Origin of the sequence: Amycolatopsis methanolica 239 (assembly GCF_000739085.1) — a bacterium.
GTDB lineage: Bacteria > Actinomycetota > Actinomycetes > Mycobacteriales > Pseudonocardiaceae > Amycolatopsis_E > Amycolatopsis_E methanolica.
The window spans coordinates 6,167,043-6,189,523 of sequence record NZ_CP009110.1; the positions used below are offsets into that span (position 1 = coordinate 6,167,043).

The 22,481-nt window shown below is 71.4% G+C and carries 21 protein-coding genes, 3 pseudogenes and 1 riboswitch; of the genes and pseudogenes, 11 read left to right on the top strand and 13 right to left on the bottom strand.

Annotated elements, in window-relative coordinates:
- Positions 1 to 6 precede the first annotated feature (6 nt).
- Entirely contained in the window at positions 7 to 576 is a 570-nt protein-coding gene (locus tag AMETH_RS29955) for a TetR/AcrR family transcriptional regulator (RefSeq protein ID WP_017984908.1), read from the bottom strand.
- A gap of 143 nt (positions 577 to 719) precedes the next feature.
- Between AMETH_RS29955 and AMETH_RS29960 the strand changes: the two genes are divergently transcribed.
- Positions 720 to 2,135, top strand: a complete 1,416-nt coding sequence (locus tag AMETH_RS29960; RefSeq protein ID WP_051079460.1) for a DHA2 family efflux MFS transporter permease subunit — start codon at positions 720 to 722, stop codon at positions 2,133 to 2,135.
- A 45-nt stretch (positions 2,136 to 2,180) separates the two neighbouring features.
- Here AMETH_RS29960 and AMETH_RS29965 read toward each other — a convergent pair whose 3' ends face one another.
- The 5 genes from AMETH_RS29965 to metG form a co-directional block, all read right to left on the bottom strand.
- Complete coding sequence (locus AMETH_RS29965; protein ID WP_017984910.1) at positions 2,181 to 3,194, bottom strand: methionine ABC transporter ATP-binding protein; 1,014 nt, start codon at positions 3,192 to 3,194, stop codon at positions 2,181 to 2,183.
- A 187-nt stretch (positions 3,195 to 3,381) separates the two neighbouring features.
- Positions 3,382 to 3,473, bottom strand: a riboswitch (SAM riboswitch).
- A 65-nt stretch (positions 3,474 to 3,538) separates the two neighbouring features.
- Entirely contained in the window at positions 3,539 to 4,399 is an 861-nt protein-coding gene (rsmA, locus tag AMETH_RS29970) for a 16S rRNA (adenine(1518)-N(6)/adenine(1519)-N(6))-dimethyltransferase RsmA (RefSeq protein WP_017984911.1), read from the bottom strand.
- Between the two features lie 103 nt (positions 4,400 to 4,502).
- Complete coding sequence (locus tag AMETH_RS29975; protein ID WP_017984912.1) at positions 4,503 to 5,903, bottom strand: resuscitation-promoting factor; 1,401 nt, start codon at positions 5,901 to 5,903, stop codon at positions 4,503 to 4,505.
- Between the two features lie 274 nt (positions 5,904 to 6,177).
- Positions 6,178 to 7,008 carry a TatD family hydrolase gene (locus tag AMETH_RS29980; protein ID WP_017984913.1) on the bottom strand — a complete coding sequence of 277 codons (831 nt, stop codon included), beginning with the start codon at positions 7,006 to 7,008 and terminating at the stop codon, positions 6,178 to 6,180.
- Positions 7,005 to 8,798, bottom strand: a complete 1,794-nt coding sequence (metG, locus tag AMETH_RS29985) for a methionine--tRNA ligase (RefSeq protein ID WP_017984914.1) — start codon at positions 8,796 to 8,798, stop codon at positions 7,005 to 7,007. The genes AMETH_RS29980 and metG overlap by 4 nt, the downstream gene beginning before the upstream one ends.
- A 62-nt stretch (positions 8,799 to 8,860) precedes the next feature.
- On the opposite strand from metG, the gene AMETH_RS29990 reads away from it, so the two are divergent.
- The 5 genes and pseudogenes from AMETH_RS29990 to AMETH_RS42810 all read left to right on the top strand — a co-directional run bounded on the left by AMETH_RS29990 (position 8,861) and on the right by AMETH_RS42810 (position 12,500).
- Positions 8,861 to 9,466, top strand: a complete 606-nt coding sequence (locus AMETH_RS29990; RefSeq protein WP_017984915.1) for a PadR family transcriptional regulator — start codon at positions 8,861 to 8,863, stop codon at positions 9,464 to 9,466.
- An 83-nt stretch (positions 9,467 to 9,549) separates the two neighbouring features.
- Positions 9,550 to 10,536 (top strand): daunorubicin resistance protein DrrA family ABC transporter ATP-binding protein, encoded by a 987-nt coding sequence (locus AMETH_RS29995; RefSeq protein WP_017984916.1) that lies wholly within the window; start codon positions 9,550 to 9,552, stop codon positions 10,534 to 10,536.
- On the top strand, positions 10,526 to 11,293 hold the full coding sequence (locus AMETH_RS30000) for an ABC transporter permease (protein ID WP_017984917.1): 768 nt from the start codon (positions 10,526 to 10,528) through the stop codon (positions 11,291 to 11,293). Before AMETH_RS29995 ends, AMETH_RS30000 begins: the two co-directional genes overlap by 11 nt.
- A gap of 95 nt (positions 11,294 to 11,388) precedes the next feature.
- Positions 11,389 to 12,360, top strand: a pseudogene (locus tag AMETH_RS40980) (alpha/beta hydrolase domain-containing protein).
- Positions 12,361 to 12,389: 29 nt separating this feature from the next.
- A complete protein-coding gene (locus tag AMETH_RS42810; RefSeq protein ID WP_017984920.1) occupies positions 12,390 to 12,500 on the top strand; it encodes a hypothetical protein in 111 nt (36 codons plus the stop codon).
- On the opposite strand, the gene AMETH_RS30010 is transcribed toward AMETH_RS42810, so the two are convergent.
- The 5 genes and pseudogenes from AMETH_RS30010 to AMETH_RS30025 form a co-directional block, all read right to left on the bottom strand.
- Positions 12,497 to 12,781, bottom strand: a complete 285-nt coding sequence (locus AMETH_RS30010; protein ID WP_017984921.1) for a hypothetical protein — start codon at positions 12,779 to 12,781, stop codon at positions 12,497 to 12,499. The genes AMETH_RS42810 and AMETH_RS30010 overlap by 4 nt on opposite strands.
- Positions 12,782 to 12,788: 7 nt before the next feature.
- Complete coding sequence (locus AMETH_RS42965; RefSeq protein ID WP_223843269.1) at positions 12,789 to 13,097, bottom strand: ABC transporter permease; 309 nt, start codon at positions 13,095 to 13,097, stop codon at positions 12,789 to 12,791.
- A pseudogene (locus AMETH_RS42275) lies at positions 12,989 to 13,976 on the bottom strand (ABC transporter permease). The gene AMETH_RS42965 and the pseudogene AMETH_RS42275 overlap by 109 nt, the downstream one beginning before the upstream one ends.
- A pseudogene (locus AMETH_RS30020) lies at positions 13,973 to 14,663 on the bottom strand (ABC transporter ATP-binding protein). Before AMETH_RS30020 ends, AMETH_RS42275 begins: the two co-directional pseudogenes overlap by 4 nt.
- Entirely contained in the window at positions 14,660 to 15,682 is a 1,023-nt protein-coding gene (locus tag AMETH_RS30025; protein WP_017984926.1) for an efflux RND transporter periplasmic adaptor subunit, read from the bottom strand. Before AMETH_RS30025 ends, AMETH_RS30020 begins: the two are co-directional and overlap by 4 nt.
- A 200-nt stretch (positions 15,683 to 15,882) precedes the next feature.
- Here AMETH_RS30025 and AMETH_RS30030 point away from each other — a divergent pair, with 200 nt between their 5' ends.
- A complete protein-coding gene (locus tag AMETH_RS30030) occupies positions 15,883 to 16,497 on the top strand; it encodes a glycoside hydrolase family 25 protein (RefSeq protein ID WP_017984927.1) in 615 nt (204 codons plus the stop codon).
- Here AMETH_RS30030 and AMETH_RS30035 read toward each other — a convergent pair.
- Positions 16,486 to 17,469, bottom strand: a complete 984-nt coding sequence (locus AMETH_RS30035; RefSeq protein WP_017984928.1) for a DUF4185 domain-containing protein — start codon at positions 17,467 to 17,469, stop codon at positions 16,486 to 16,488. The genes AMETH_RS30030 and AMETH_RS30035 overlap by 12 nt on opposite strands.
- Positions 17,470 to 17,545: 76 nt before the next feature.
- Between AMETH_RS30035 and AMETH_RS30040 the strand changes: the two genes are divergently transcribed.
- Together AMETH_RS30040 and AMETH_RS30045 are read left to right on the top strand one after the other, a co-directional pair.
- The gene (locus AMETH_RS30040; RefSeq protein WP_017984929.1) at positions 17,546 to 18,739 is read left to right on the top strand and encodes an aminodeoxychorismate synthase component I; all 1,194 of its coding nucleotides are present in this window, start codon (positions 17,546 to 17,548) and stop codon (positions 18,737 to 18,739) included.
- Entirely contained in the window at positions 18,697 to 19,311 is a 615-nt protein-coding gene (locus AMETH_RS30045; protein WP_017984930.1) for a GNAT family N-acetyltransferase, read from the top strand. The genes AMETH_RS30040 and AMETH_RS30045 overlap by 43 nt, the downstream gene beginning before the upstream one ends.
- Before the next feature lie 9 nt (positions 19,312 to 19,320).
- Here AMETH_RS30045 and rsmI read toward each other — a convergent pair whose 3' ends face one another.
- A complete protein-coding gene (gene rsmI / locus AMETH_RS30050; protein ID WP_038533558.1) occupies positions 19,321 to 20,148 on the bottom strand; it encodes a 16S rRNA (cytidine(1402)-2'-O)-methyltransferase in 828 nt (275 codons plus the stop codon).
- Between the two features lie 64 nt (positions 20,149 to 20,212).
- Between rsmI and AMETH_RS30055 the strand changes: the two genes are divergently transcribed.
- Both AMETH_RS30055 and AMETH_RS30060 read left to right on the top strand, forming a co-directional pair.
- A complete protein-coding gene (locus AMETH_RS30055) occupies positions 20,213 to 21,760 on the top strand; it encodes a dolichyl-phosphate-mannose--protein mannosyltransferase (protein WP_017984932.1) in 1,548 nt (515 codons plus the stop codon).
- Positions 21,757 to 22,404 carry a class I SAM-dependent DNA methyltransferase gene (locus AMETH_RS30060; protein WP_017984933.1) on the top strand — a complete coding sequence of 216 codons (648 nt, stop codon included), beginning with the start codon at positions 21,757 to 21,759 and terminating at the stop codon, positions 22,402 to 22,404. Before AMETH_RS30055 ends, AMETH_RS30060 begins: the two co-directional genes overlap by 4 nt.
- The last annotated feature ends 77 nt before the right edge of the window (positions 22,405 to 22,481 follow it).

Here is a 22,481-nt window from a genome sequence, read left to right on the forward strand (position 1 = left end):
TCAAGCCTACGTGCCCGCCGGAGAGCGCGGAGAGGCAAGCTCCAGTGCGACGCGCAGCGCCACGTCGGCCGACTCCTTGCTCGGGTTCTCGTCCAGGAACTGCGGGTTGTTGCCGGCCATCAGCGCGACCAGCGCGAGCCGGGAGCGCAACTTGTCCTCCGCGCTGGCGTCGGCGGGGACGAGGAAGGTGAACAGGCCCTTCAGCCGCGCGGCCAGCACGTGCCCAGCGTGCAGGTCCTTCAGCGCGGGCTGGTTGTCCTGCATGAACCGCATGATCGGGCCGAACCGGCCCTGGATCAGGTCGGAGAGCCTGCGCAGCAGCTCCTCGCGGGTCTGCGCGGGGTCGTCCTGGGCGTGCGCCCACTCGATGATCTCGTCGAGCGAGGCGCCGAAGTCCTCGATCAGGCTGTGGACGATGTCTTCCTTCGTGCGGAAGTGGTAGTAGAGCGCGGCCTTGGTCACGCCGAGCGCCTCCGCGATCTCCCGCAACGACGTCTTCTCGTAGCCCTGCTCGACGAACAGGTCCAGCGCGATCTGCTGGATGCGTTCGCGCGTGTCGGTCCGCCGCCCCGCCATGACCGTCCTTCCTGAGGAACTCTCAAACTTGCTTGACGCCCGGCTAGTAATACGCCTAGCCTGTCCGCAGCGCCATTACTTGTCGGCCGACTAGTAATGCTTGCTCTCAGTCTAACCCAGTTGTTCACCAGGGGGTTTCCACCATGACGACAACCGCTCCGGCGCCGGTGACGGCACCGGCCGACACGAGAAAGTGGTGGGCGCTCGCGGTCGTCGGGCTCGCCCAGCTTCTGGTCATCATCGACACCACCATCGTCAACATCGCGCTGCCCACCGCACAGGCCGACCTCGGCATGTCCGACGTGGCCCGGCAGTGGGCGATCACCGCCTACACGCTGGCCTTCGGCGGCCTGCTGCTGCTCGGCGGGCGGCTGGCCGACCGGCTGGGCCGCAAGAACACGCTCATCGTGGGCGCGCTCGGTTTCGCCGCCGCGTCCGCGCTCGGCGGGATGGCCGCCGGTCCGGGCCTGCTCATCGGCGCCCGCGCGGCCCAGGGGGCCTTCGCCGCGCTGCTGGCGCCGTCCACGCTCTCGCTGCTGACCATCACCTTCACCGAGGCGAAGGAACGGGCGAAGGCGTTCGGGATCTTCAGCGCCATCATGATGTCCGGCGGCGCGGTCGGCCTGGTCGCCGGTGGCGCGCTGGCCGAGTACGCGTCCTGGCGCTGGTGCCTCTACGTGAACCTGCCGATCGCGATCGCCGCCGCGATCGCGGGCTGGTTCGTGCTGCCGACCGTGCGTGGTCACCGCGAGACGCGGCTCGATTGGCTCAGCGGAGTGCTCGGCAGCGCGGGGATCGCCGGGCTCGTCTACGGATTCTCCGAGGCGGCGCCCCGCGGCTGGGGGTCGCCCGTGGTGCTCGGCACGCTGATCGCGGCGGTCGTGCTGCTGGCCGGGTTCGTGTTCCGGCAGGCCCGGGTCCGGAACCCGCTGCTGCCGCTGCACATCCTGGCCGACCGCGCCCGCTCGTCGGGCTTCCTGACCATCGCCGTCGCGGCGTTCGGGATGTTCGGAATGTTCCTGTTCCTCACCTACCAGCTGCAGGCGATCATGGGCTTCGGCGCGCTCGGCGCCGGCCTGGCGTTCCTGCCGTTCCTGCTGGGCAACGTCACGGTCTCGACGCTGCTGACCCGGCGGCTGATCCCGCGCACCGGGCCGCGCCCGCTGCTGGTCATCGGGCTCCTGCTGATGGCCGCCGGGCTCGCCGGGCTGACCCAGCTGTCGGTCGACACGTCCTACTGGAGCCTGGTCCTGCCGGTGGAACTGGTGATGGGCGCAGGCGCCGGACTGGCGATGCCGACGGTCATGAACATCGCGACCGCCAGGGTGGAGCCGAAGGACGCCGGGGTGGCGTCGGCGTTCATCACGACCTCCCAGCAGGTCGGCGCGTCGATCGGCACGGCGTCGCTGAACACGATCGCCGCGAGCGCGACCGCCTCGGTCGCCGGGCTGGCCCTGCCGGCGGCGACCGTGCACGGCTACGCGGTGGCGAACGGCTGGGCCGCGGCGATCGTGGCCGCAGGCGCGATCGCGGTCGGGGCCCTGGTCCGGGGGAAGTGAGACGAGGAGGGCGCCCCGGCCGGGCCCCCCTCCTCTCGTGCCTGGTCAGGCCGCGACGACGCTCTTCGGGCCTTCCTTCGGGTGCACGACGTGCGCGCCGCGGTCGGCGATCCACGCCAGCGCCGCGTCGGCCTGGCTGCCGTTGACGCCGACGCGGAACCGGGCCACCGGGGTGTCCCCGACGCGGGTCAGGCCGCCACCGATGGTGGCGAGCTCGACCTCGAACCGGGCGGAGGCCTCGGGCAGCAGCGCGCCGACGGCCGCGAAGCCGATCAGCACCACGTCGACGGACCGGTCGTAGCCCGACGACTGGCTGCGCGGCGTGTCGATCGGGGGCAGCAGGCTCTGCGCGACCTTGCTGGCCGGGTTCGCCAGCAGCTCCAGGACGGTGCCCTGCTCGACGAGCCGCCCGTCCTCCAGCACCGCGACCCCGTCGCAGACGCGCCGCACCGCGGCGCCGTCCTGGGTGGTCAGCAGCACCGTCACGCCCAGCTCCGCGCGGGCGCGGTCGAGAACGGTCAGCACCGCGCCGGTCTCCTCGGCGCCGACACCGGCGGTCGGGTCGTCGGCGAGCAGCACGGCCGGGCCTGCGGCCAGCGACCGGGCGAGCGCGACGCGGCGGCGCTGGCCCGGCGTGAGTTCGCTCGGGCGCAGCGCGGCGCGCTGGGTCAGGCCGGCCAGATCGAGCAGGCGGCCGACACGGCTGCGGCGCTGCGGGCCTTCCAGGCCGAGCTGCTCCAGCGGGGCCGCGACGTTGCCCGCCACGGTGCGCTCGGCGTGCAGCACCGGCTGCGCGTCCAGCACCGCGACCTGGCGGCGCACCTCGCGCAGCTTCCGCCCGTCGAGGCCGGTGGTGTTCAGGCCGTCCAGGCGGACGACGCCGCGGTCGGGCTTCTCCTGCAGGGCGATGCACCGGGTGAGGGTGGACTTGCCGGAGCCGGCCGGGCCGACGACGCCGAACAGGGCACCGGCGGGCACCTCGACGCTCACGTCCCGCAGGGCGTGGACGGGCTTGGCGGCACCGGGGAAGGACTTGGTCAGGTTTTCGACAGTGATCACGAATGGCTCCAGCACAACGGGCGCGAACGCGCCGACCGCACACCAAGTAGACCGTCTACAGAAGACGGTCAGGCGAAGTCAGGAAAAGGTGGTGAAAGGAAAGCGGTCAGCGACGACACGCGCAGACCGTGCGACGACATTCGTCGACGACGCGGCGCCTCGTGAGCATCGTGCGGTACACAGGAATCCTCCATCGGTCCTGGCGTTAGCACCTGCGCCCGGGTGGGGTGGTTGCTGCGGCTTCGGCGAGCCAGGTCTCTCAGCCGCTCGGGATGGATACCTCAAAGAGTAGAACGGACTTCACATCTTTTTGGCAAGTCCCTGGTCCGGATCAGGGTGCGAGATCACACAAACGGTGGTAAGGACTTGCTCTTGGCGATCTTGGCAAAGTCTCTTACCCCCAGTTGCTCGCCCCGCGCGCGGGGGTCGACGCCGGCCGCGCGGAGGATCGCCTCGGCCTTCTCCCCCGAGCCCGCCCACGACGACAACGCGGCGCGCAGGGTCTTGCGGCGCTGGGCGAAAGCGGCGTCGACGACGGCGAAGACCTCGTCCCGGTCCGCGTCCGACACCGGTTCCGCGGCCCGCTCGAAGCCGACGAGCGCGGAGTCGACGTTCGGCACCGGCCAGAACACCGCGCGCGGCACAGGCGCGACCTTGCGGGCCGGGCCGTACCAGGCGAGCTTCACGCTCGGGACGCCGTAGATGCGGCTGCCGGGGCTCGCGGCCATCCGGTCGGCGACCTCCGTCTGCACCATCACCAGGCCGTGCGCCAGCGACGGCAGCTCGGCGAGCAGGTGCAGGACCACCGGGACGGCGACGTTGTACGGCAGGTTGGCGACGAGGTGCGTGGGCTCCCGCGCCAGGTCCGCGCGCTGGAGCTTGAGGGCGTCCTGGATGTGGACGGTGAACCGGGCGGCGGCCTCGGGGGCGCGCTCGGTGACCGTGGCAGGCAGGCGCTCGCCGAGGACCGGGTCGATTTCGACAGCGGTGACCTGTGCGCCCGAGTCCAGGAGGCCGAGTGTCAGCGAGCCGAGGCCGGGGCCGACTTCCAGGACGTGGTCGCCTTCGCCCACTCCGGACAGGTCGACGATGCGGCGGACCGTGTTCGGGTCGTGCACGAAGTTCTGGCCGAGCTTCTTCGTGGGGCGGACGTCCAGCTCGGCGGCCAAGCCACGGATCTCGGCTGGTCCGAGCAGTGCGGTCACGCCGGGAATGCTACTGGCCCGCGAGTACCGCACTCGTGGAAGGTGACCCGGAAAAGAAGATGACCCCGGCAGCCGGCCGGGGTCATCATGTGTGCTGTTGGGGTCAGCTGGTGGCCTTGGCGCCGCACACGGGCCAGGCGCCGTAGCCGCCGCGGTCGTCGCGCACCTTGGTCGCCACCGCGATCTGCTGCTCACGCGTGGCCTGGTGCGGGTAGGGCGCGTACTGGTCGCCGCCGTAGGCGTCCCACGTGCTCTTGTTGAACTGCAGGCCGCCGTAGTAGCCGTTGCCGGTGTTGATCGACCAGTTGCCGCCGGACTCGCACTTCGCGATCGCGTCCCAGATGGCGCCGTCGCTGACCACCGGCTGCTTGGTGCCGACCCGGACGATCTTCGGCTTCGCCTCGACGATCACCTTCGTCGAGAGCTCCTCGCGGGCGGTCTCCTTGCCGTTGCGCTTGGTGATCCGGTAGGTCACCAGCTTCTTGCCCGCGGTGCCCGGGTCCTGGACGACCTCGTCGCCCGCGTCGAGCGTCGCGTCCTTGATCTCCTGGACCGGAGGATCGATGTCCTCTTCCTGGTTGATCACGGTGACGCCGGTGCGCGAGATGTGCACCTCGGCGCCGTTGGTCAGCTTGAGGGCCAGGCCGCCTTCGATCTCGTCGTCCGGGCCGAGCGACATGCCCTGCTCTGCCAGGAACTCCTCCGCGGTGATCGCGGTGGTGCTGATCTGGCGCGGGGCGGCGTCGCCGTCGTAGACGGTGATGTTCTTGAGGGTCTTGACCTCGACGGTCGCGCCGTCGAGGGGCAGCTCCGCGTCCAGCGGCATCGAGTACGCGGTGCCCGGGCCGAACTGGCCGCTCAGGCCCAGCTGCGTGATGGCTTCCTGCAGGCTCGTCGCGCGAACCCAGGACTCGCGGGCGACCCCGTCGACGACCAGGTTCAGCTTGCGGCCGCGCTCCAGCTTGATGACGCCACCGTCACCGACCGGCGCCTGCGGCGAGGGGGACAGCGCGTCGTGCTCACCGACGGTGAGACCGGCGTCCTCGAGGACCTCGCCGACCGTCTTGCCGAAGCTGTGCACGGTCTGCGTGTGGCCGTCGACGTCGACGGTCACGCTCTTGTTCATGGCCAGCGCGGCCGCGCCGCCACCGGTGAGGCTGATCAGGAGGGCCAGGACCGAGCCGCGGAGGAACCGCCGCTTCCAGGTCTTGACCGCGGAGACGAGGGCCTTCTCCGGCTCCTCCTCGGCCTCCACGGCGGCCGTGCGGTCCTGTGCGGCCGCGTCCGGGATGGCGAGGGCCGGGAGCATCGTGGTCTCGGCGTTGATCAGCCGGATCAGCTCGTCGACGTCGATCTCGGCCTCGGCCATGAGATCGTCCGCGTCGTTGCCGAGCACCGTGCGGATGTCGTGCTCGGTGACAGCCAGATCGTCCGAGAACGCGTCGGCGTCGGGCCAGTCGAGGGTGCCCACGGCGCCACCACGGCTGGACTCGAACCAGTCCATCGCCTCAGTCGGGCGCGCGTCGGCCCATCTACTACCAGTCACAGCAGGTCGATCCCTTTCGCACTACGGCTCCCGGAAGTCTTCGCCATCCCCGATCCCGACCTGCACTGGCTTGACTCCGGGTGTCCCGCTCTTCGCCCGGTTGGAGCGATCATGCGGCACGGTCACGGGACAGTAACGGACCCCGCGAGGTTGCGCAAACACCGGGCGGAATGTCGTGGCGTTCGTCACTCCTCCAGGTGGCTGGTTGATTTCCACGGATGTCGCAGTCCGTTCAACCCGCTGTGACGGACGGCAGCCGGAAGACGCGTTCGGCCGTCTCCGACACCGCCGAACAGACCTGTTCCAGCCCCTCCGAACGGAGGTCGGCGAGGAAGGCGACCGTGTAAGCGGTGCAGTACGGCTCGTTCGGCCGCCCGCGGAAGGGGTGCGGCGTCAGGAACGGCGCGTCGGTCTCGACGAGGAACTGTCCGGACGGCACGAGCCGCGCCGCGGCCTGCAGCGCCCGGGCGTTGCGGAACGTGACCGTGCCGGCGAACGACAGCACGTAACCGGCGTCCACGCAGCGGCGCGCGATGTCCTCGTCGCCGGAGAAGCAGTGGAACACCACGGTCTCCGGCGCGCCCTCCTCGTCCAGGATCCGCAGCACGTCTTCATGCGCGTCCCGGTCGTGGATCATCAGCGGCTTGCCGACCCGCTTGGCGAGGTCGATGTGCCAGCGGAACGCCTCCTGCTGGGCGTCCGGCGGCGAGTAGTCCCAGTAGTAGTCCAGCCCCGTCTCGCCGACGGCGACCACCCGGTCCTGGCGCGCCAGACGCTCTATTTCGGACTGTTCCGCCTCGCCGAAATCCTTGGTGCGCGTGGGGTGGATCGCCACCGCGGCCCACACCCGCTCGTCCCAAGTGGACGCTTCCGCGGCCCAGCGGGCGGCGTCGAGGTCGTCGGCGACGGTCACCATCCTGGTCACCCCGGCCGCCGCGGCGCGGTCGGCCAGCTCGGCCACGTCGGCCGCCGTGACCGCACCGCAGGCGTCCAGGTGCGTGTGCGAGTCGACCACCGGCGCCGGCAGGCGCTCCGGCACCGGTGGCCGTTCCTTCTTGCTCACTGCGCGATCGGAGCCCACTCCGGACCGGTCTCGCCGAGCTTCGGGTCGAGCTTGGCGAACAGCGGCGTCGGCTTGGCCAGCGGACGGCCGACCTCGATCGGGATCGACTCCCAGCGCGCCTGCTCGGCCGCGTAGTCGCCGGTCAGGATCGGGTTGATCCGGCCGGGGATGTCCAGGTCCTCGACGTCCTGCAGCTCCGGCTGCGCGGCCCACACGCCGGTGCCCCCCAGCGCCTCGTGCACCTTCTGCGCCGAGTGCGGCAGGAACGGGGTGAGCAGCGTGTTCGCGTCCGACACGACCTGCAGCGCGGTGTGCAGCACCGCGTCACGGCGCTCCGGGTCGTCCTTGAGCTTCCACGGCTCCTGGTCGGACAGGTACCGGTTGGCCGCGGACACGACCCGCATCGCCTCGGTGGCCGCGAGCTTGAACCGCGACCGCTGCAGGTGCCCGCCGACGGTCTCGAACGCCTTGCGGGACAGCGCCTTCAGCTCCTCGTCCGCGGGCGCCGGCTTGACCGGGGCCGGGATCGCGCCGTTGTTCTTGTGCGCCATCGAGATCGAGCGGTTGACCAGGTTGCCCCACTCGTTGGCCAGCTCGAAGTTGGTCCGGCGGACGAACTCGTCCCAGGTGAAGTCGGTGTCCTGGGTCTCCGGGCCGGCCACCGCGATGAAGTAGCGCAGGGTGTCCGGGCCGAACTCGCGCAGGAAGTCGTTGACGTAGATGACCGTGCCGCGCGAGGTGGAGAACTTCGACCCGCTCATGGTCAGGAACTCCGACGACACGATCTCGTCCGGCAGGTTCAGCTTGCCGTACGGGCCGACCTGGCCGCCCTTGTCCCCGGCCCCGTTGTGGCCGAGCAGCAGCGCGGGCCAGATCTGGGCGTGGAAGGTGATGTTGTCCTTGCCCATGAAGTAGTAGCCGCGCGCGTCCGGGTTGGTCCAGAACTCCTGCCAGGCGTCCGGGTTCCCGCTGCGCCGGGCCCACTCGACGCTGGCCGAGAAGTAACCGATCACCGCGTCGAACCACACGTAGAACCGCTTGAGCGGCTGGTCACGCCAGCCGTCCAGCGGGATCTTCACGCCCCAGTCCAGGTCGCGGGTGATCGGGCGGGGCCGCATGTCGTCGAGCAGGTTCTTGGTGAAGTTGACGACGTTGGGCCGCCAGTCGGCCTTGGTCGACAGCCACTTGCCGAGGCTCTCGGTGAACGCCGGCAGGTCGAGGAACAGGTGCTCGGTCTCGACGAACTTCGGCGTCTCACCGTTGATCCGCGACTTCGGGTTGAGCAGCTCCGCGGCGTCCAGCTGGTTGCCGCAGTTGTCGCACTGGTCGCCACGCGCGCCGTCGTAACCGCAGATCGGGCAGGTGCCCTCGATGTAGCGGTCCGGCAGCGTCCGGCCGGTGGACGGGCTGATCGCGCCGGTCGTGGTCTTGGGCACGACGTAGCCGTTGCGGTGCAGCGCGAGGAAGATCTGCTGCGTGACCTCGGCGTGGTTGCCGGTGCTGGTGCGGGTGAACAGGTCGTAGGTCAGCCCGAGGCCCTGCAGGTCCTGGCCGATCTGGCGGGTGTACTTGTCGGCGGTCTGCTGGGAGGTGAGGCCCTCCTTGTCCGCCTGGACCGTGATCGGCGTGCCGTGCTCGTCGGTCCCGGACACCATGAGCACCCGGTTGCCGGCCATTCGCTGGTAGCGCGAGAACACGTCCGACGGGACGCCGAAGCCGGAGACGTGGCCGATGTGACGGGGCCCGTTGGCATAAGGCCAGGCCACCGCCGTCAACACAGGGATGCTCATGCCTGTTTAGCGTACGGATGCCGTCTCGTGCATTGTTACCTGGGAAGGCTTAAGGAGGTCGGGTGTCGCCGACGCGGCTACTGGTGCTGGGCGTCGTACGCATGTACGGCCGGGCGCACGGCTATCAGGTGCGGCGTGAGCTGCTGACCTGGTCGGCCGACCGCTGGGCGAACGTCCAGGCCGGGTCGATCTACCACGCGCTGAAGAAGATGGCGGCCGAAGGCCTGCTGGAGGCGGTGCCGGACGAACCGGAGGGACGCGGCCCGGACCGGGTCGCCTACCGGCTGACCGACGACGGCGAGACCGAATTCCAGGTCCGGCTGGCCCAGATGATCGCGGAGACCGAGGGCGACGGGGCGCAGGACGCGTTCGCCTTCGCCGCCGCGCTGACCTTCCTGCCCGCCCTGCCCCGCGACCGGGCCCTGTCCCTGCTGCGGCACCGGCTGACGCGGTTGGAGGGCCAGCTCGCGACCACCCGGAGCGTGCTGGACGGCGGCGCCGACTGGCGCCACCCGGACCACGTCGGCGAGCTGTACCGGCTGTGGGGCACGAACGTCGAGGCGACCATCGAGTGGCTGCGGGGCCTGATCAAGCGCCTGCAGGACGGCGAGTACGTCATGGCCGACGACCCGGGGCGCCACTTCGGCGCTCCTCCCGAGATCAAGTAATCAAATTTGACTACGGCGCGATAGTTGGGGCAGAGTGGCCGCCATCACTAGTCAAATTTGACTACTGGGTCAAGGGAATTCTCATGATCAAGGCACGCGGCCTCGCGCGGACTTTCACCGCGCGCGGCCGCAGCGTCGAGGCCGTGAAGGGCGTCGACATCGACGTCGCCGAGGGTGAACTGGTGGGGTTCCTCGGCCCGAACGGCGCAGGCAAGACCACGACGCTGCGGATGCTGACCACGCTGCTGCGCCCGACCGCGGGCGAGGCGCAGGTGGCCGGACGTGACCTGCTCGCCGACCCGGTCGGCGTGCGAAGGCAGATCGGGTACGTCGCACAGGGCGGCGGCGTCACCCCGGAGATGAAGGTGCTCGAGGAGATCGAGCTGCAGGGCCGGCTGCACGGGATGTCGAAGGAGGAGTCGCTGCGGCGGGGCCGGGAGCTGATCGAGCAGCTCGACCTCGTGAGCCTGGACGACCGCCTGACGAAGACGCTGTCCGGCGGCCAGCGGCGGCGGCTGGACATCGCACTGAGCCTGATCCACGACCCGAAGCTGATCTTCTTCGACGAACCGACCACCGGGCTGGACCCGCAGAGCCGCGCCAACCTCTGGGAGCACATCCGGCGGCTGCGCGCGGACCACGGCGTGACGCTGTTCCTCACCACGCACTACCTCGACGAGGCCGACTCGCTGTGCGACCGGATCCTGGTGATCGACAACGGTGAGATCGTGGCCGAGGGGTCGCCCGACTCGCTCAAGGCGCGGGTGTCCGGCGACGGCGTGACGATCGGGGTGTCCCCGGAGTTCGTGGGCGCCGCCGCCGAGGTCGCCGGGCGCCTGGCGGGCGCGCACGAGGTGACCACCGGTGAAGCCGAGGTGCGGTTCCGCGTGCCGCGCGGGGACACCGCGCTGCCGGAACTGTTGCGGCGCCTGGACTCCGAAGGCATCGCGATGACGTCGATGCAGGTGAACCGGCCGACGCTGGACGACGTGTTCCTCACGCTCACCGGACGCTCGCTGCGGGACGCCGAGCAGTCCCAGCACCACCAGGAGGCCGCCCATGTTGCGTGACACGTGGCTGATCTTCAAGCGGGACTGGACCCTGTCCATGCGCAACCCCGCGTGGGTGATGATCGGCATCATGCAGCCGGTGCTGTACCTGGTGCTGTTCGGGCCGTTGATGGAAAAGGTCGTCAGCAGCACGCCGGGCTTCCCGCCGGGCACCAGCTGGACCATCCTGACGCCGGCGCTGATCATCCAGCTGGCGTTGTTCAGCTCGTCGTTCGCCGGGTTCTCGCTGCTGATGGACTACCGCAGCGGCGTGCTGGAACGGCTGCGGGTGACGCCGGCCAGCAGGGTGGGGCTGTTGCTGGGCAAGGTCGTGAACAACGTGATCCAGGCGGTCATCCAGGCTGTGCTGATCACGGTGCTCGCGTATGTCGCTTTCGGACTGGACGCGCCGATCGGCGGGGTGCTGCTGAGCCTGGTGATCGTCGGCCTCGTCGCGGCGACACTGGCTTCGGCGTCCTACGCGGTGGCGCTGACGCTGAAGAGCGAGCAGGCCTTCCCGGCGCTGCTGAACGCCGTGCTGATGCCGGTGCTGCTGCTGTCCGGCATCCTGCTGCCGATCACCAGCATCCTCGCGCCGGACTGGCTCTACGCCATCTCGCGGATCAACCCGTTCACCCACGTCGTGGACGCGGAGCGGGCCACCTTCCGCGGCGACCTCACGATGGACGCGCTGATGACCGGCTCGATCATCCTCGTGGTGATGACGGTGCTGGCGGTGTTCTGGGGCACGCGGACCTTCCAGAAGGAGAACGCCTGACGCCGCGGCCGCGGCGGCGAACCCGACGATCACCACACCACCCCGCGGGAAGCCACGGATTCCCGCCGGCCACTCAGGCCGCATACCGGACCCTGCTGCTGGTCCGGCGGCCGAACGACCCGGCGCGCTTCAACGGCACGGTCGTCGTCGAGTGGCTCAACGTCAGCGCCCAGCTGGAACTGTCGCCGGACTACTGGTTCATGCGGGACGAGCTGCTGCGCCAGGGCTACGCGTGGGTCGGCGCAGTCCGTCGGCGTCGACGGCGGGCTCGGCGACATCGCGGGCCTGCGCGGCTGGGACCGGCGCGCTACGGCAGCCTCGTGCACCCCGGTGACGCCTGCGCCTACGACATCTTCTCCCAGCCGGGACAGGCGTTGCGCGCGCCGAACGGGCCGGACCCGTTGGGCGGCCTGGAGATCCGGACGCTGCTCGCCGACGGGGAATCGCAGTAGGCCGGATTCATGACCACCTACGCCAACGCCGTCCAGCCCCTCGCACGCGTCTACGACGGCCTGATGATCCACAGCAACAGCGCGGTCGCGGCCCCGATCAGCGGCAGGCTCGTCGACGTGCTGACGAACCCGAGCCGCATCCGGACCGACACCGCGGTTCCGGTGTTCGTGGTGCTCGCCGAGACCGACGTGCCGGGCGCGGCGGTGGCACGGCAGCCGGGCACCGACCGCGTCGTGCACTGGGAGCTGGCCGGAACCGCCCACGGCGACCAGTGGGCCGTCGACCTCGGCGGCCCGACAGTGCAGAAGTCCGCGGGATCGGCCGCGCCGGAACCGGGTTGCGCCGCGGGGTCCGCGCCCTACAACGACGGGCCCGGCCACCATTCCATGAACGCCGCGCTGCGGGCGCTGACCACGTGGGAGCAGGGCGGACCGCGCCCGGCGAGCGGCGCGCTGCTCGACGCCGACCGCCGCGACCCGGCCACCGGCGGCATCCGGCTGCCCGACGTCGTGGTGCCGACACGCACCCGTGGAACGGCGACGCGGACCCGTGGGACCAGCACGACGACGACCCGTCCGACCCGTCGTTCCCGCCCGCTGCGGAGCCGGTACTGAGCCGCCTGTACCCGACCAACGCGGACTACGTGGCCAAGGTGCAGGCGGCCGTCCAGTCCTCGGTCACGGCGGGCCACCTGCTCCCCGAGGACGCGGCCACGATCGTCGAAGCCGCCCGGAATTCCGGTATCGGCGGTTAGCCGCGGTTGAACGTGCCCGGCTGGAAACCGCCTTGACCGCCGGGGAACCCGCCGACCCGCCCGCTGGTCTGCTGCGTCTGCTGCGGGCCGGCGGCCGGGCTGCTCCCGCCCGCCGACGAGCCCACCCACACGCCCCCGGCGAAGCCGGCCGCCAGCAGCACCAGCGCGACCAGCGCCAGGGTGACCTTGCCGACGGGCCGGCCCGCTCGCTCCACCTCGGCCGCCAGGTCCGCGTCCGGCAGCGGTGCGGCCAGGATCTCCTGAGTCTGCTCCGCGGTCATCGCACTCCTATTCATGACGCAGGGCCGCGATCGGGCGCCGCGACGCGGCGCGGTTGGCGGGGTAGCTGCCGAAGAACAGCCCGATCAGCACCGAGACCCCGAACGACAGCACGATCGACGAGGGCACCAGCACCGGCTCGATCCCGGCGATCGTGAAGCGGCTGCCGATCACCCCGGCCGCGACCCCGAGTGCGCCGCCGAGCACGCTCAGCATCGTCGCCTCGGCGAGGAACCGGCCGAGGACGGCCCAGCGGGGCGCGCCGAGGGCCTTGCGGATGCCGATCTCGCGGGTCCGCTCGGTGATCGTGACCAGCAGATGTTGGAGACCCCGATCCCGCCGACCAGCAGGGAGATCCCGGCGACGGCGGCCAGCAGCACGGTGAACGTGCCTGCCGTGGACGAGCTGGCTTCGAGCAGCTCGGCCGGGTTGGAGACCTGGTAGTCGCGGTCGCCGGAGTCGGTGATGCGGCGGCGCGCGTCGAGGATCGCGGTGATCTCCAACTGCGCCAGCGACACCGACCCGGCCGAGGTGGCCCGCACCGCGATCTGGTTCACCGGCCCGAAACCGGTCAGCGAGCCCTGCACCGCGGACAGCGGCGCGATCGCGGAGTCGTCGCTGTCCGACGAGTCGCCCGCCGCGGTGAGCACGCCGACGACGTTGAACTGGATCCCGTCGAGCAGCACCTGCCTGCCGACCGCGTCGGTGGTGCCGAAGGCGCCCGGCCGCCGACGAGCCGAGCACCACGACCTTGCGCGCGACCGAGACGTCCGAGTCGGTGAACAGCGAGCCGAGCGCGAGCTCGCGGTTCTTCGTCTCGAAGTACATGGTGTCGGTCCCGATCACCGAGACGTCGTAGGTGGTCTGCTCGTTCGTCGCGGTCGCCGACGTGCTCACCACCGGGGAGGCCGCCTCGACGTCGGGCGCGCCGACCGGGTCGACCAGCGCCTTCGCGTCCTGCGCGGTGAGCGAGCTGCTCGTGCCGCCTATCGGGCCACCGCGGCTCTGGCTGACCGTGATGACGTTCGTGTCGAGGCCCTGGATGCTCGCGGCGACCGAGGCCGACGCGCCGTTGCCGACCGCGACCAGCAGGATCACCGCGCCGACGCCGATCGTGATGCCGAGCGTCAGCGCCGAGCGCAGCTTGTTCGCGGCCAGGCCGGCGGCCGCGAACCGGATCGTCTCCAGCGCGTTCACGCCGGCACCAGCCGATCGTCGCCGACGATGCGGCCGTCGCTGACCCGGACGACCCGTTCCGCGCGCGCCGCGACCTCGTCCCCGTGGGTGAGGACGACGATGGTGCGGCCCTGTGCGTGCAGCCGGTCGAACACCGCCAGCACCTCGGCCGTACTGGCGTGGTCCAGGTTGCCGGTCGGCTCGTCGGCCAGCACCAGCGCCGGCCCGGTCACCGGCGCGCGGGCCACCGCGACCCGTTGCTGCTGACCGCCGGACAGCTCGCTGGGCTTGTGCGCGGCGCGGTCCCGCAGCCCCACCACGTCGAGCGCGGCCAGCGCGCTCACGCCGCGCCTTCCGGCGCAACCCGGCGCACACCAGCGGGAACTCCACATTGGACAACGCGGTCGCGCGGGGCAGCAGGTTGAACGACTGGAACACGAACCCGATCTTGCGGTTACGCAGCATGCACAGCTGGCTTTCGTTGAGTTCGCCGACACCGAACCCGTCGAGCCGGTACTGCCCGGCGGTCGGCACGTCCAGGCAGCCGAGGATGTTCAGCAACGTCGACTTGCCCGAACCGGACGCGCCCATGATCGCGACGTACTCGCCGGGCAGCACCGTCAGGTCCACCCCGCGCAACGCGTGCACCGCGGTGTCGCCGGATCCGTAGGACTTGCGCACGCCGGACACCCGCAGGACCGGCTTCACCGGCCGGGGCCGCCGCCCGGCATCGTCGCGCCCTGCTGGCGGTTGCCGGTGCTCTGCGTCTGCGCGGTCGCGGTCAGCACGACCCTCTCGCCCGCGGTGAGCCCCGATTTGACCTCCACTGTGGACTTCCCGCGCACGCCGATCTCGACGCGCCTGCGCACCTGCTGCCCGTTCTGGTCGACCGTGACCGTGCTGGTGTCCCCGCTCGTCTGCACCGCGGCGGCCGGGTCCGTGAGCACGTTGTCGGCCTCCGCGGTGGTGATGACGACGCTCGCGGACTGGCCGGGGCGCAGACCTTCGGGCGGGTCCGTGAGCGTGAGCTTCGCGCCGCACGAGACGACGGAGCCGCTGGTCGTCGGCGTCAGGTCGACCGAGGCGACGGTGGCCTGGATGGCGGTGCCGGGCATCGCATTGCCCGTCACGGTCGCCGCCTGGCCGGTCTTGACCTTGCTGACGTCGACCTCCGCGACCGAGGTGGTGACGACCAGGTTCGTCAGGTCGGTGAGCACGATGAACGCGCCACTGGTGGTGGACGAACTGGAGCCGGACTGGCCGCTGGACCCGCTCGATCCGGTCGACCCGCTGCCCGCCTGCTCGCCGACCGCGCCGTTCACCGCGGTGACGGTGCCGTCACCCGGCGCGGTCAACGTGGTCGCGTCGACCGAGTCCTGCGCCTGCTGGACGGCCAGCTCGGCGGAATCGACCTTCGCCTGCAGCGACGTGGTGCTCTCCGACGCGCCACCCTGCTGGCTGTCGCCGGAGTCCGCGTTGCCCAGGTTCTCCCGCGCCACTTCGAGGTTGCTCTTGGCCACCGCGAGTTGCTGGTCCGCCTCGGACGAGTCGAGCGCCGCGAGCTTCTGCCCCTTCGTGACGACATCGCCCACCGCGACGTCGATCGACTCGACCTCACCGGAGGTGCGGAAATCGACGTCCGCCGTGTAGGCGCTCGCGACCGTCCCGGTCGCCGATACGGTTTCGGTGACCTTCCCCGTCGTGACCGTCGTGGTGCGCCCCTGCACCTGAGCCGTTTCTTCGGCTGGAGCCATCCCGCGTAGATCCCGTAGCCCGCGCCGAGGAGCCGTCTGAGGCCGCGCTGTGTACTTGCTGTGTGTCACACCCTTTTCGGGGGGTGCGTCGATACGGCAACCGGGGCTTTTCGCGCTTATGGTGACTACGCAGTGTCTTGGCGAACGCATTTGCGCGGAATGAAGGCGGCGGTTTGACGGAGGGCAGCACGGAGCGCGGGATCAACCTCGCACTGCACGCGACCGTGGCGGACTGGGACGCGGTCCGGTCCGGCGCGGTCTCGTTCGCCTCCATCACCGTCACCGAGAACACGAACTGGCTCGACCGCGGCGCCGGGAAGCAGATCGAAGCGGCACAGCGGGCCGGCATCCGCACCGGCATCCGCCACTACGCGCGCCCCGGCGCGCCCCACGACCAGGCCGAGCTGTGCGTGCGCGCGGGTCGCGGGCTCGGGGTGTTCGGGCCGGGTTCGCTCGCGCCGACGCTCGAAGTCGAGGCAGAGGGCGTCGACGACCGGTTCGTGAAGGCGTGGATCAAGACCGTGCGGCAGTCCGCGGGCATCCAGCGGGTCGTGATCTACGCCGACTACGGGCTCTGGTTGCGCCGGTTGCACCCGCAGAAGTGGGCCGACCGCGAAGTCGTGCTGTGGGTGGCGCGGCACAACGACATCCCGGGTCGCCCCGGCTGGTTCCACCCGCGCCTCGCGCTGCACGAGCACAGCTCGGCGCCGCCGATGCCCGGCGTGTCCGGCCCCATCGGCATGGACGCCCTGGTCTACCCGTTCACGCTGGCCGACCTACTGCTCTAGCCTGCTCCGCATCAGGAACACGTTGTACGGGCCCCACTGCGACATGAGGTAGTAGACGTCCGGGCCGTCCAGCGCCCACGGGTGCAGGTAACCGCCGTAGAGGCCGGGGTACTGGTGCCCGGGCACGGCGACCTGACCGGGTGACCACGGACCGGTGAGCCGGTCGGCGGAGCGCAGCAGGATAGCGCCGCCCGGGTCGTCCAGGTGCATGGCCAGCCACCGTCCGAGGTGGACGTCGTAGGCCACGGACAGCTCCCCGACCGGGCCCGGGATGACCGGCGCGGCGGCGAACTCGTCCCGGGTCCAGCCGCGGCCGTCGAAGTACTCGTAGGACGACGCGTCGAGCAGGTGCGGGATCGCCGTGCGGGCGAGGTAGGCGTCGCCGTGCCGCCCGTTGGTGGTGCCGAAGAGGTGGACGTGGTCGCCCTCGCGGGCCAGCGCGCACATCTGGAACGGGTCGTCCCGCTCGGCGCGGTTGATCCAGCGCGCGCTCCACGGCTTGGCCCAGGTGACCCCGCCGTCGTCAGAGACGGCGAGGCCGGAGTAGTTGGTGGTCCACTTCCCCGGCGGGCCCCACTGCCGCACGGACATGTAGTGCACGACCTGGAGCCCGTCGACCGCGAGGCCCGAGTTCGGGATGACGGTCACCTCGTCCCGGCGCTCGTCCCGCGCGATGACCTGGGCTGCGGTCCCGTCCGGCCGCGTGACGACGCCGTCGAGCATGAGACCGGCGGCCAGGTCCCTGCTGGTCGAAAAGGCGAGGACGTTGCTGCGCCAGTCGGCGCTGTTCGGGCCGCCGCCGTCGCCGCCCCAGCCCTCGCCGAAGGTGTCGCCGAACAACACGAAGACCCGACCGTCACCGCCGTCCCACAGGATGCCGAGATCCGTGCCGTGGATGGCGAACCGATCGGTCCGGTTGATCGAATCGGCGCCCGTCACCTTGCAGATCTGCTCCGTCTCGACCACACGCATACGTCCGACGGTAGGTCACAATGTCCCCGTGCGGGCGACACGAACGAGGCTGGGCCGGGGAAGAACACCGGATGAGGTGCTGCTTCTCCTCGACGAGCGCGCCCGCTCCCGGGGGATCGGCACGGCGGCCGGCCTGTGCGGCGAGTGGTTCGGCTCCCAGGCCGTGCTGGCACCCGAGGTCCAGCTCCGCCCGGTCACCGACCCGTTCGAGGTGCCGGACCGGCAACCGCGGGTCGATGCTCCGGAGGGGGTCGTCGGCGGCGGCTGGTTCGGATATCTCTCCTACGACCTGACCGACCCGTCCGGCCGCCGCACGGCGCTGCCCGAGGCGGTGTGGGGCTGGGCGGACCACGTCCTGCGGCTGGACGCGGACGGCTGGTGGTGGTTCGAATCGCTCGGGGGCCCGGACCTGGCGGCGGAGTTCGCGGAGCTGCTGACCCGGGAGGCGCCGTCCCCGGCCTGGCGGGCGGGGCCGTTGCACCGCCCGCTGCCCACCGAACACGGCGACGCCGTGAAGGCCTGCGTGCACGCCATCGAGGCCGGGGAGCTGTTCCAGGCCAACATCTGCACGCGCTTCGAGGGAACGTTCGAGGGATCGCCCGCCGCGTTGTTCGCGCAGGGGGTGCGCGGGTTGCAGCCGCGCCGGGCCGCGTTCCTCACCGGCGAGTGGGGCAGTGTCGTGTCGTTGTCGCCTGAGCTGTTCCTCGCCCGCCACGGCGACCGGGTCCGTTCGACGCCGATCAAGGGCACGCTGCCCCGGCGCGGCCCGGCGGACGACGTGCTGGCGCGACGGCTGCGCGAGTCGGTCAAGGACGTGGCCGAGAACGTGATGATCACCGACCTGGTGCGCAACGACCTCGGCCGGGTGTGCGCGGTGGGCAGCGTGCGGGTGCCCGAGCTGCTGCGGGTGCGGCCGGCGCCCGGCGTGTGGCACCTGGAGTCGACCGTGGAGGGGCGGGTGGTCACCCCGGACGCGGAGTTGCTGGCCGCGACCTTCCCGCCCGGCTCGGTGACGGGCGCACCGAAGATCCGGGCGCTGGAGCTGATCGCGGAGCTGGAGCCACGGCCGCGCGGGATCTACACAGGCGCGGTCGGGCTGGCGTCGCCGGTGGCCGGGCTGGAGCTGAACGTCGCGATCCGCACGTTCGAGGTCCACGGCGGTTCGATCGCGCTCGGCGTCGGCGGCGGCATCACCGCGGATTCGGACGCGGAGGCAGAATGGCAGGAATGTCTGCACAAAGCCGCCCCGCTGGAAGCGCTGCTCACCTGATCCGCCTCGGCACAGCAGCCGACCTCGACGCCGCGGCGGCGACCCTGGGCGCGGCCTTCGCGGACTACCCGTTCACGCGGCACACCGTCGCGGCGGCGGACCACGTCGCGCGGGTGACCGGCCTGCAACGGCTGTTCCTGGAACACGTCGGGCTACCGTGTGAGCGGGTCTGGGTGAGCGACGACCTGGCAGCGGTGGCGGTCTGGATGACGCCCACGTCGGGCGAGCCCGACCTGGACGCACTGGCCCCGCGGCTCCGGGAGCTGGCGGGTGACCGCGCGGCAGCCGCGGCGGCCGCGGAGAAGGCGATGGCCCCGCACCGGCCGACCGGGCCCGCCTGGTTCCTCGCCGCGGTCGGCGTGGTGCCCGGCCGCCAGGGCGAGGGCCTCGGCCCGGCGGTCCTCGCGCCCGGGCTGCGTGCCGCCGCCGCGGAGGGGCACCCGGCCTACCTGGAGACCTCGCTGGAGTCGAACGTGGGCTTCTACCAGGGGCTGGGCTTCGAGGTGACCGCGCAGGTCGCCCTCCCCGACGGCGGCCCGACCACCTGGGCGATGCGGAAGGACCCCGCCTGACGCGTCCGCTCAGGCGCGCCGGGCCGCCAGCACCGCGTCGTACAGCTCCTTCTTCGACACCCCGGTCGCCTCGGCGACCTCGGCCGCCGCGGACTTGAGCCGCTCGCCTGCCGCCACGCGGGCCGACACCTCCGCCACCAGGTCCGTCACCGACACCGCCCGCGGCCGGGCGCCCTCCAGCACCACCGTGATCTCGCCGCGCACGCCGTCCGCCGCCCAGGCCGCCAGCTCGGGCAGCGTCCCGCGCCGCACCTCCTCGTACGTCTTCGTCAGCTCCCGGCACACCGCCGCCCGCCGCTCGTCACCCAACGCGGCGGCCGCTTCGGTCAGCGTCGCGGCCAGCCGGTGCGGCGACTCGAAGAACACGACCGTCCGCGGCTCGGTCGCCAGCTCCCGGAACCAGCGCCCCTTCTCACCCGGCTTGCGCGGCGCGAACCCCTCGAAGCAGAACCGGTCGCTGGGCAGCCCGGACAGCGCCAGCGCGGTCGTCACCGCCGACGGACCGGGCAGGCAGGTGACCGGCAGGTCCTCCTCGACACACGCGGCGACCAGGCGGTACCCCGGATCGGACACGCTGGGCATGCCGGCGTCGGTGACCAGCACGACCGTCTCCCCGGCCCGCAGCGCCTCCAGCAGCTTCGGCAGCCGGGACGTCTCGACGTCCTCGTAGAAGCTGACCACCCGCCCGCGCGGCGTCACGTCCAGCGCGGTGGCCAGCGACCGCAGCCGCCGGGTGTCCTCGGCGGCGATCACGTCCGCCTCGGCCAGTGCGGCGACCAGGCGCGGCGAAGCGTCGCGGGAGTCACCGAGGGGGGTCGCGGCGAGGACGAGTGGCATGGCCTTCACCCTATTAGCCGCGCGGGAACTCCGAGTTCACCCGTGGGTCCCTAGGATCACCCCCGTGACCGCTCTGCTGACGCGACCGGACCAGGTGGACCACCTCCGCCCGCCGACGGACCGTGCCGCCACCCTGCTCGGACGGCCGATGCCCGCCGACCGGCTGCGTGGCTGGGTGGTCACGATCGTCCTGACGCTGGTCGCGGCGGTCACCCGCTTCCAGAGCCTCGGCTCCCCCACCGACAAGGGCACCCCGGTCTTCGACGAGAAGCACTACGTGCCGCAGGCGTGGCAGATGCTGCGCAACGGCGGGTTCGAGGACAACGCGGGCTACGAGCTGGTGGTGCACCCGCCACTGGCGAAGCAGCTGATCGCGCTCGGCGAGTGGATGTTCGGGTACAACGGCTGGGGCTGGCGCTTCAGCGCGGCGGTGGCGGGCACGATCATCGTGCTGCTGACCATCCGCATCGCGCGACGGCTGACCCGCTCGACGCTGCTCGGCGGCATCGCCGGGATACTCGTGATCTGCGACGGCGTGCTGTTCCTGCAGGCCAGGATGGGCATGCTGGACATCTTCATCGCCGTATTCGCGTTGTCCGCGTTCGCGTGCCTGCTGTGCGACCGCGACCAGGTGCGGCAGCGGCTGGCGGTGGCGGTCACCGAGGGCTGGGCGGACGAGTCGCCGTGGGGGCCACGACTGGGCTTCCGCTGGTGGCGGTTCGCGGCCGGGGTGTGCCTCGGCCTGACTTTCGCGGTCAAGTGGTCGGGCCTGTACTACATGGCGTTCTTCGGGCTGCTGTGCGTCGGGTTCGACGTGGCCGCGCGCCGGGCGGCGGGGGTGCCGCGGCCGTGGGTCGGGACGCTGCGCCGGGACGTGCTGCCCGCGTTGTGGGCCATCATCGCCATCCCCGCGCTGATGTACCTGGCGAGCTGGTGGGCGTGGTTCGCGAGCGAGTCCGCCACCGACCGGCACTACACCGAGCTGCAGGGCATCGACCCCGGGTTCTGGAGGTGGGTGCCGCCCGCGCTGCGGTCGCTCGGCGACTACTCGATGAACGTGCTGCACTTCCACGAAAGCCTGGTCACGCCGAAGGACGACCCGCACCCGTGGGAGTCGAAGCCGTGGACGTGGCCGATGGGCCTGCGGCCGATGCTCTACTACTACGAGTCGGGCAACGGCACGTGCGGCGCATCGGACTGCATCCGGGCGACGATGCTGATCGGCACGCCCGCGACCTGGTGGCTCGCGATCCCGATGCTCGGGTGGGGCCTTTGGCGCTGGCTGTTCCGGTTCGACTGGCGCTACGCCGCGGTGCTGGTCGGCTACTTCGCCGGGTTCCTGCCGTGGTTCACGAACATCGACCGGCAGATGTACTTCTTCTACGCCACGCCGATGGCGCCGTTCCTGGCGCTCGGGCTGACGCTCGCGCTGGGCCAGACCCTGGGCAGCGCGCGGCGCGGGTTCGAACGCCGCGGGACGGGGCTGCTGGTGGTGGCGCTGTACGTCGGCCTCGTGGTGGCGAACTTCGCGTGGCTGTGGCCGATCCTGAACGGCGACCCGATCAGCAATGCCCGCTGGCAGGCTGAGCTCTGGCTGCCATCCTGGCGATGACCGGGTACCTTGGCCGCGCCCGGGAGTCGTACGACCGGGTGGCGGAGGACTACGCCGAGTTCGTCCGCCCGCGGTTCGCGGCGGACGCGGTGGGCCGCGGAATGCTGAGCGCCTTCGCCGAGCTGGTGACCGGCCCGGTCGCCGACGTCGGCTGCGGACCCGGCCACGTGACGGCGCACCTGGCGGGACTCGGCACGCAAGCGTTTGGCGTCGACTTGTCACCCGGGATGGTCGAGATCGCCCGCCGGTCGTACCCGGACCTGCGGTTCGAGGTGGGCTCGATGACGGCACTCGACGTGGCGGACGGGTCGCTGGGCGGGGTCGTGGCGTGGTGGTCGATCTTCCACGTCCCGCCCGCCGTGCTGCCGAGGGTGTTCGCCGGCTTCGCCCGCGCGCTGGCGCCGGAAGGGCACGTGGTGATCGGCTTCCACGCCGGAAACGCCCAGCTGCAACCCGAGACGGCCTACGGCCACCCGGTGGACTACGACGCGTACCTGCTGCCGCCCGACCACATCGCGAAGCTGCTGAAACGGGCCGGTTTCGACATCGCCGCCCGGGTCGAGCTGGAAGGCGCGAAGCACCCGCAGGCGATCCTGCTGGGCCGGAAGCACACCAGCCGGCGCTCCGCGCTGCCCCACCGGTAGCGCCCGAGGCCCGGTTGCGGGGCTTACCAGTGGCGCCAGGCGTGACATCCGCGCCACGAACTCCAGGATCAGCGCGG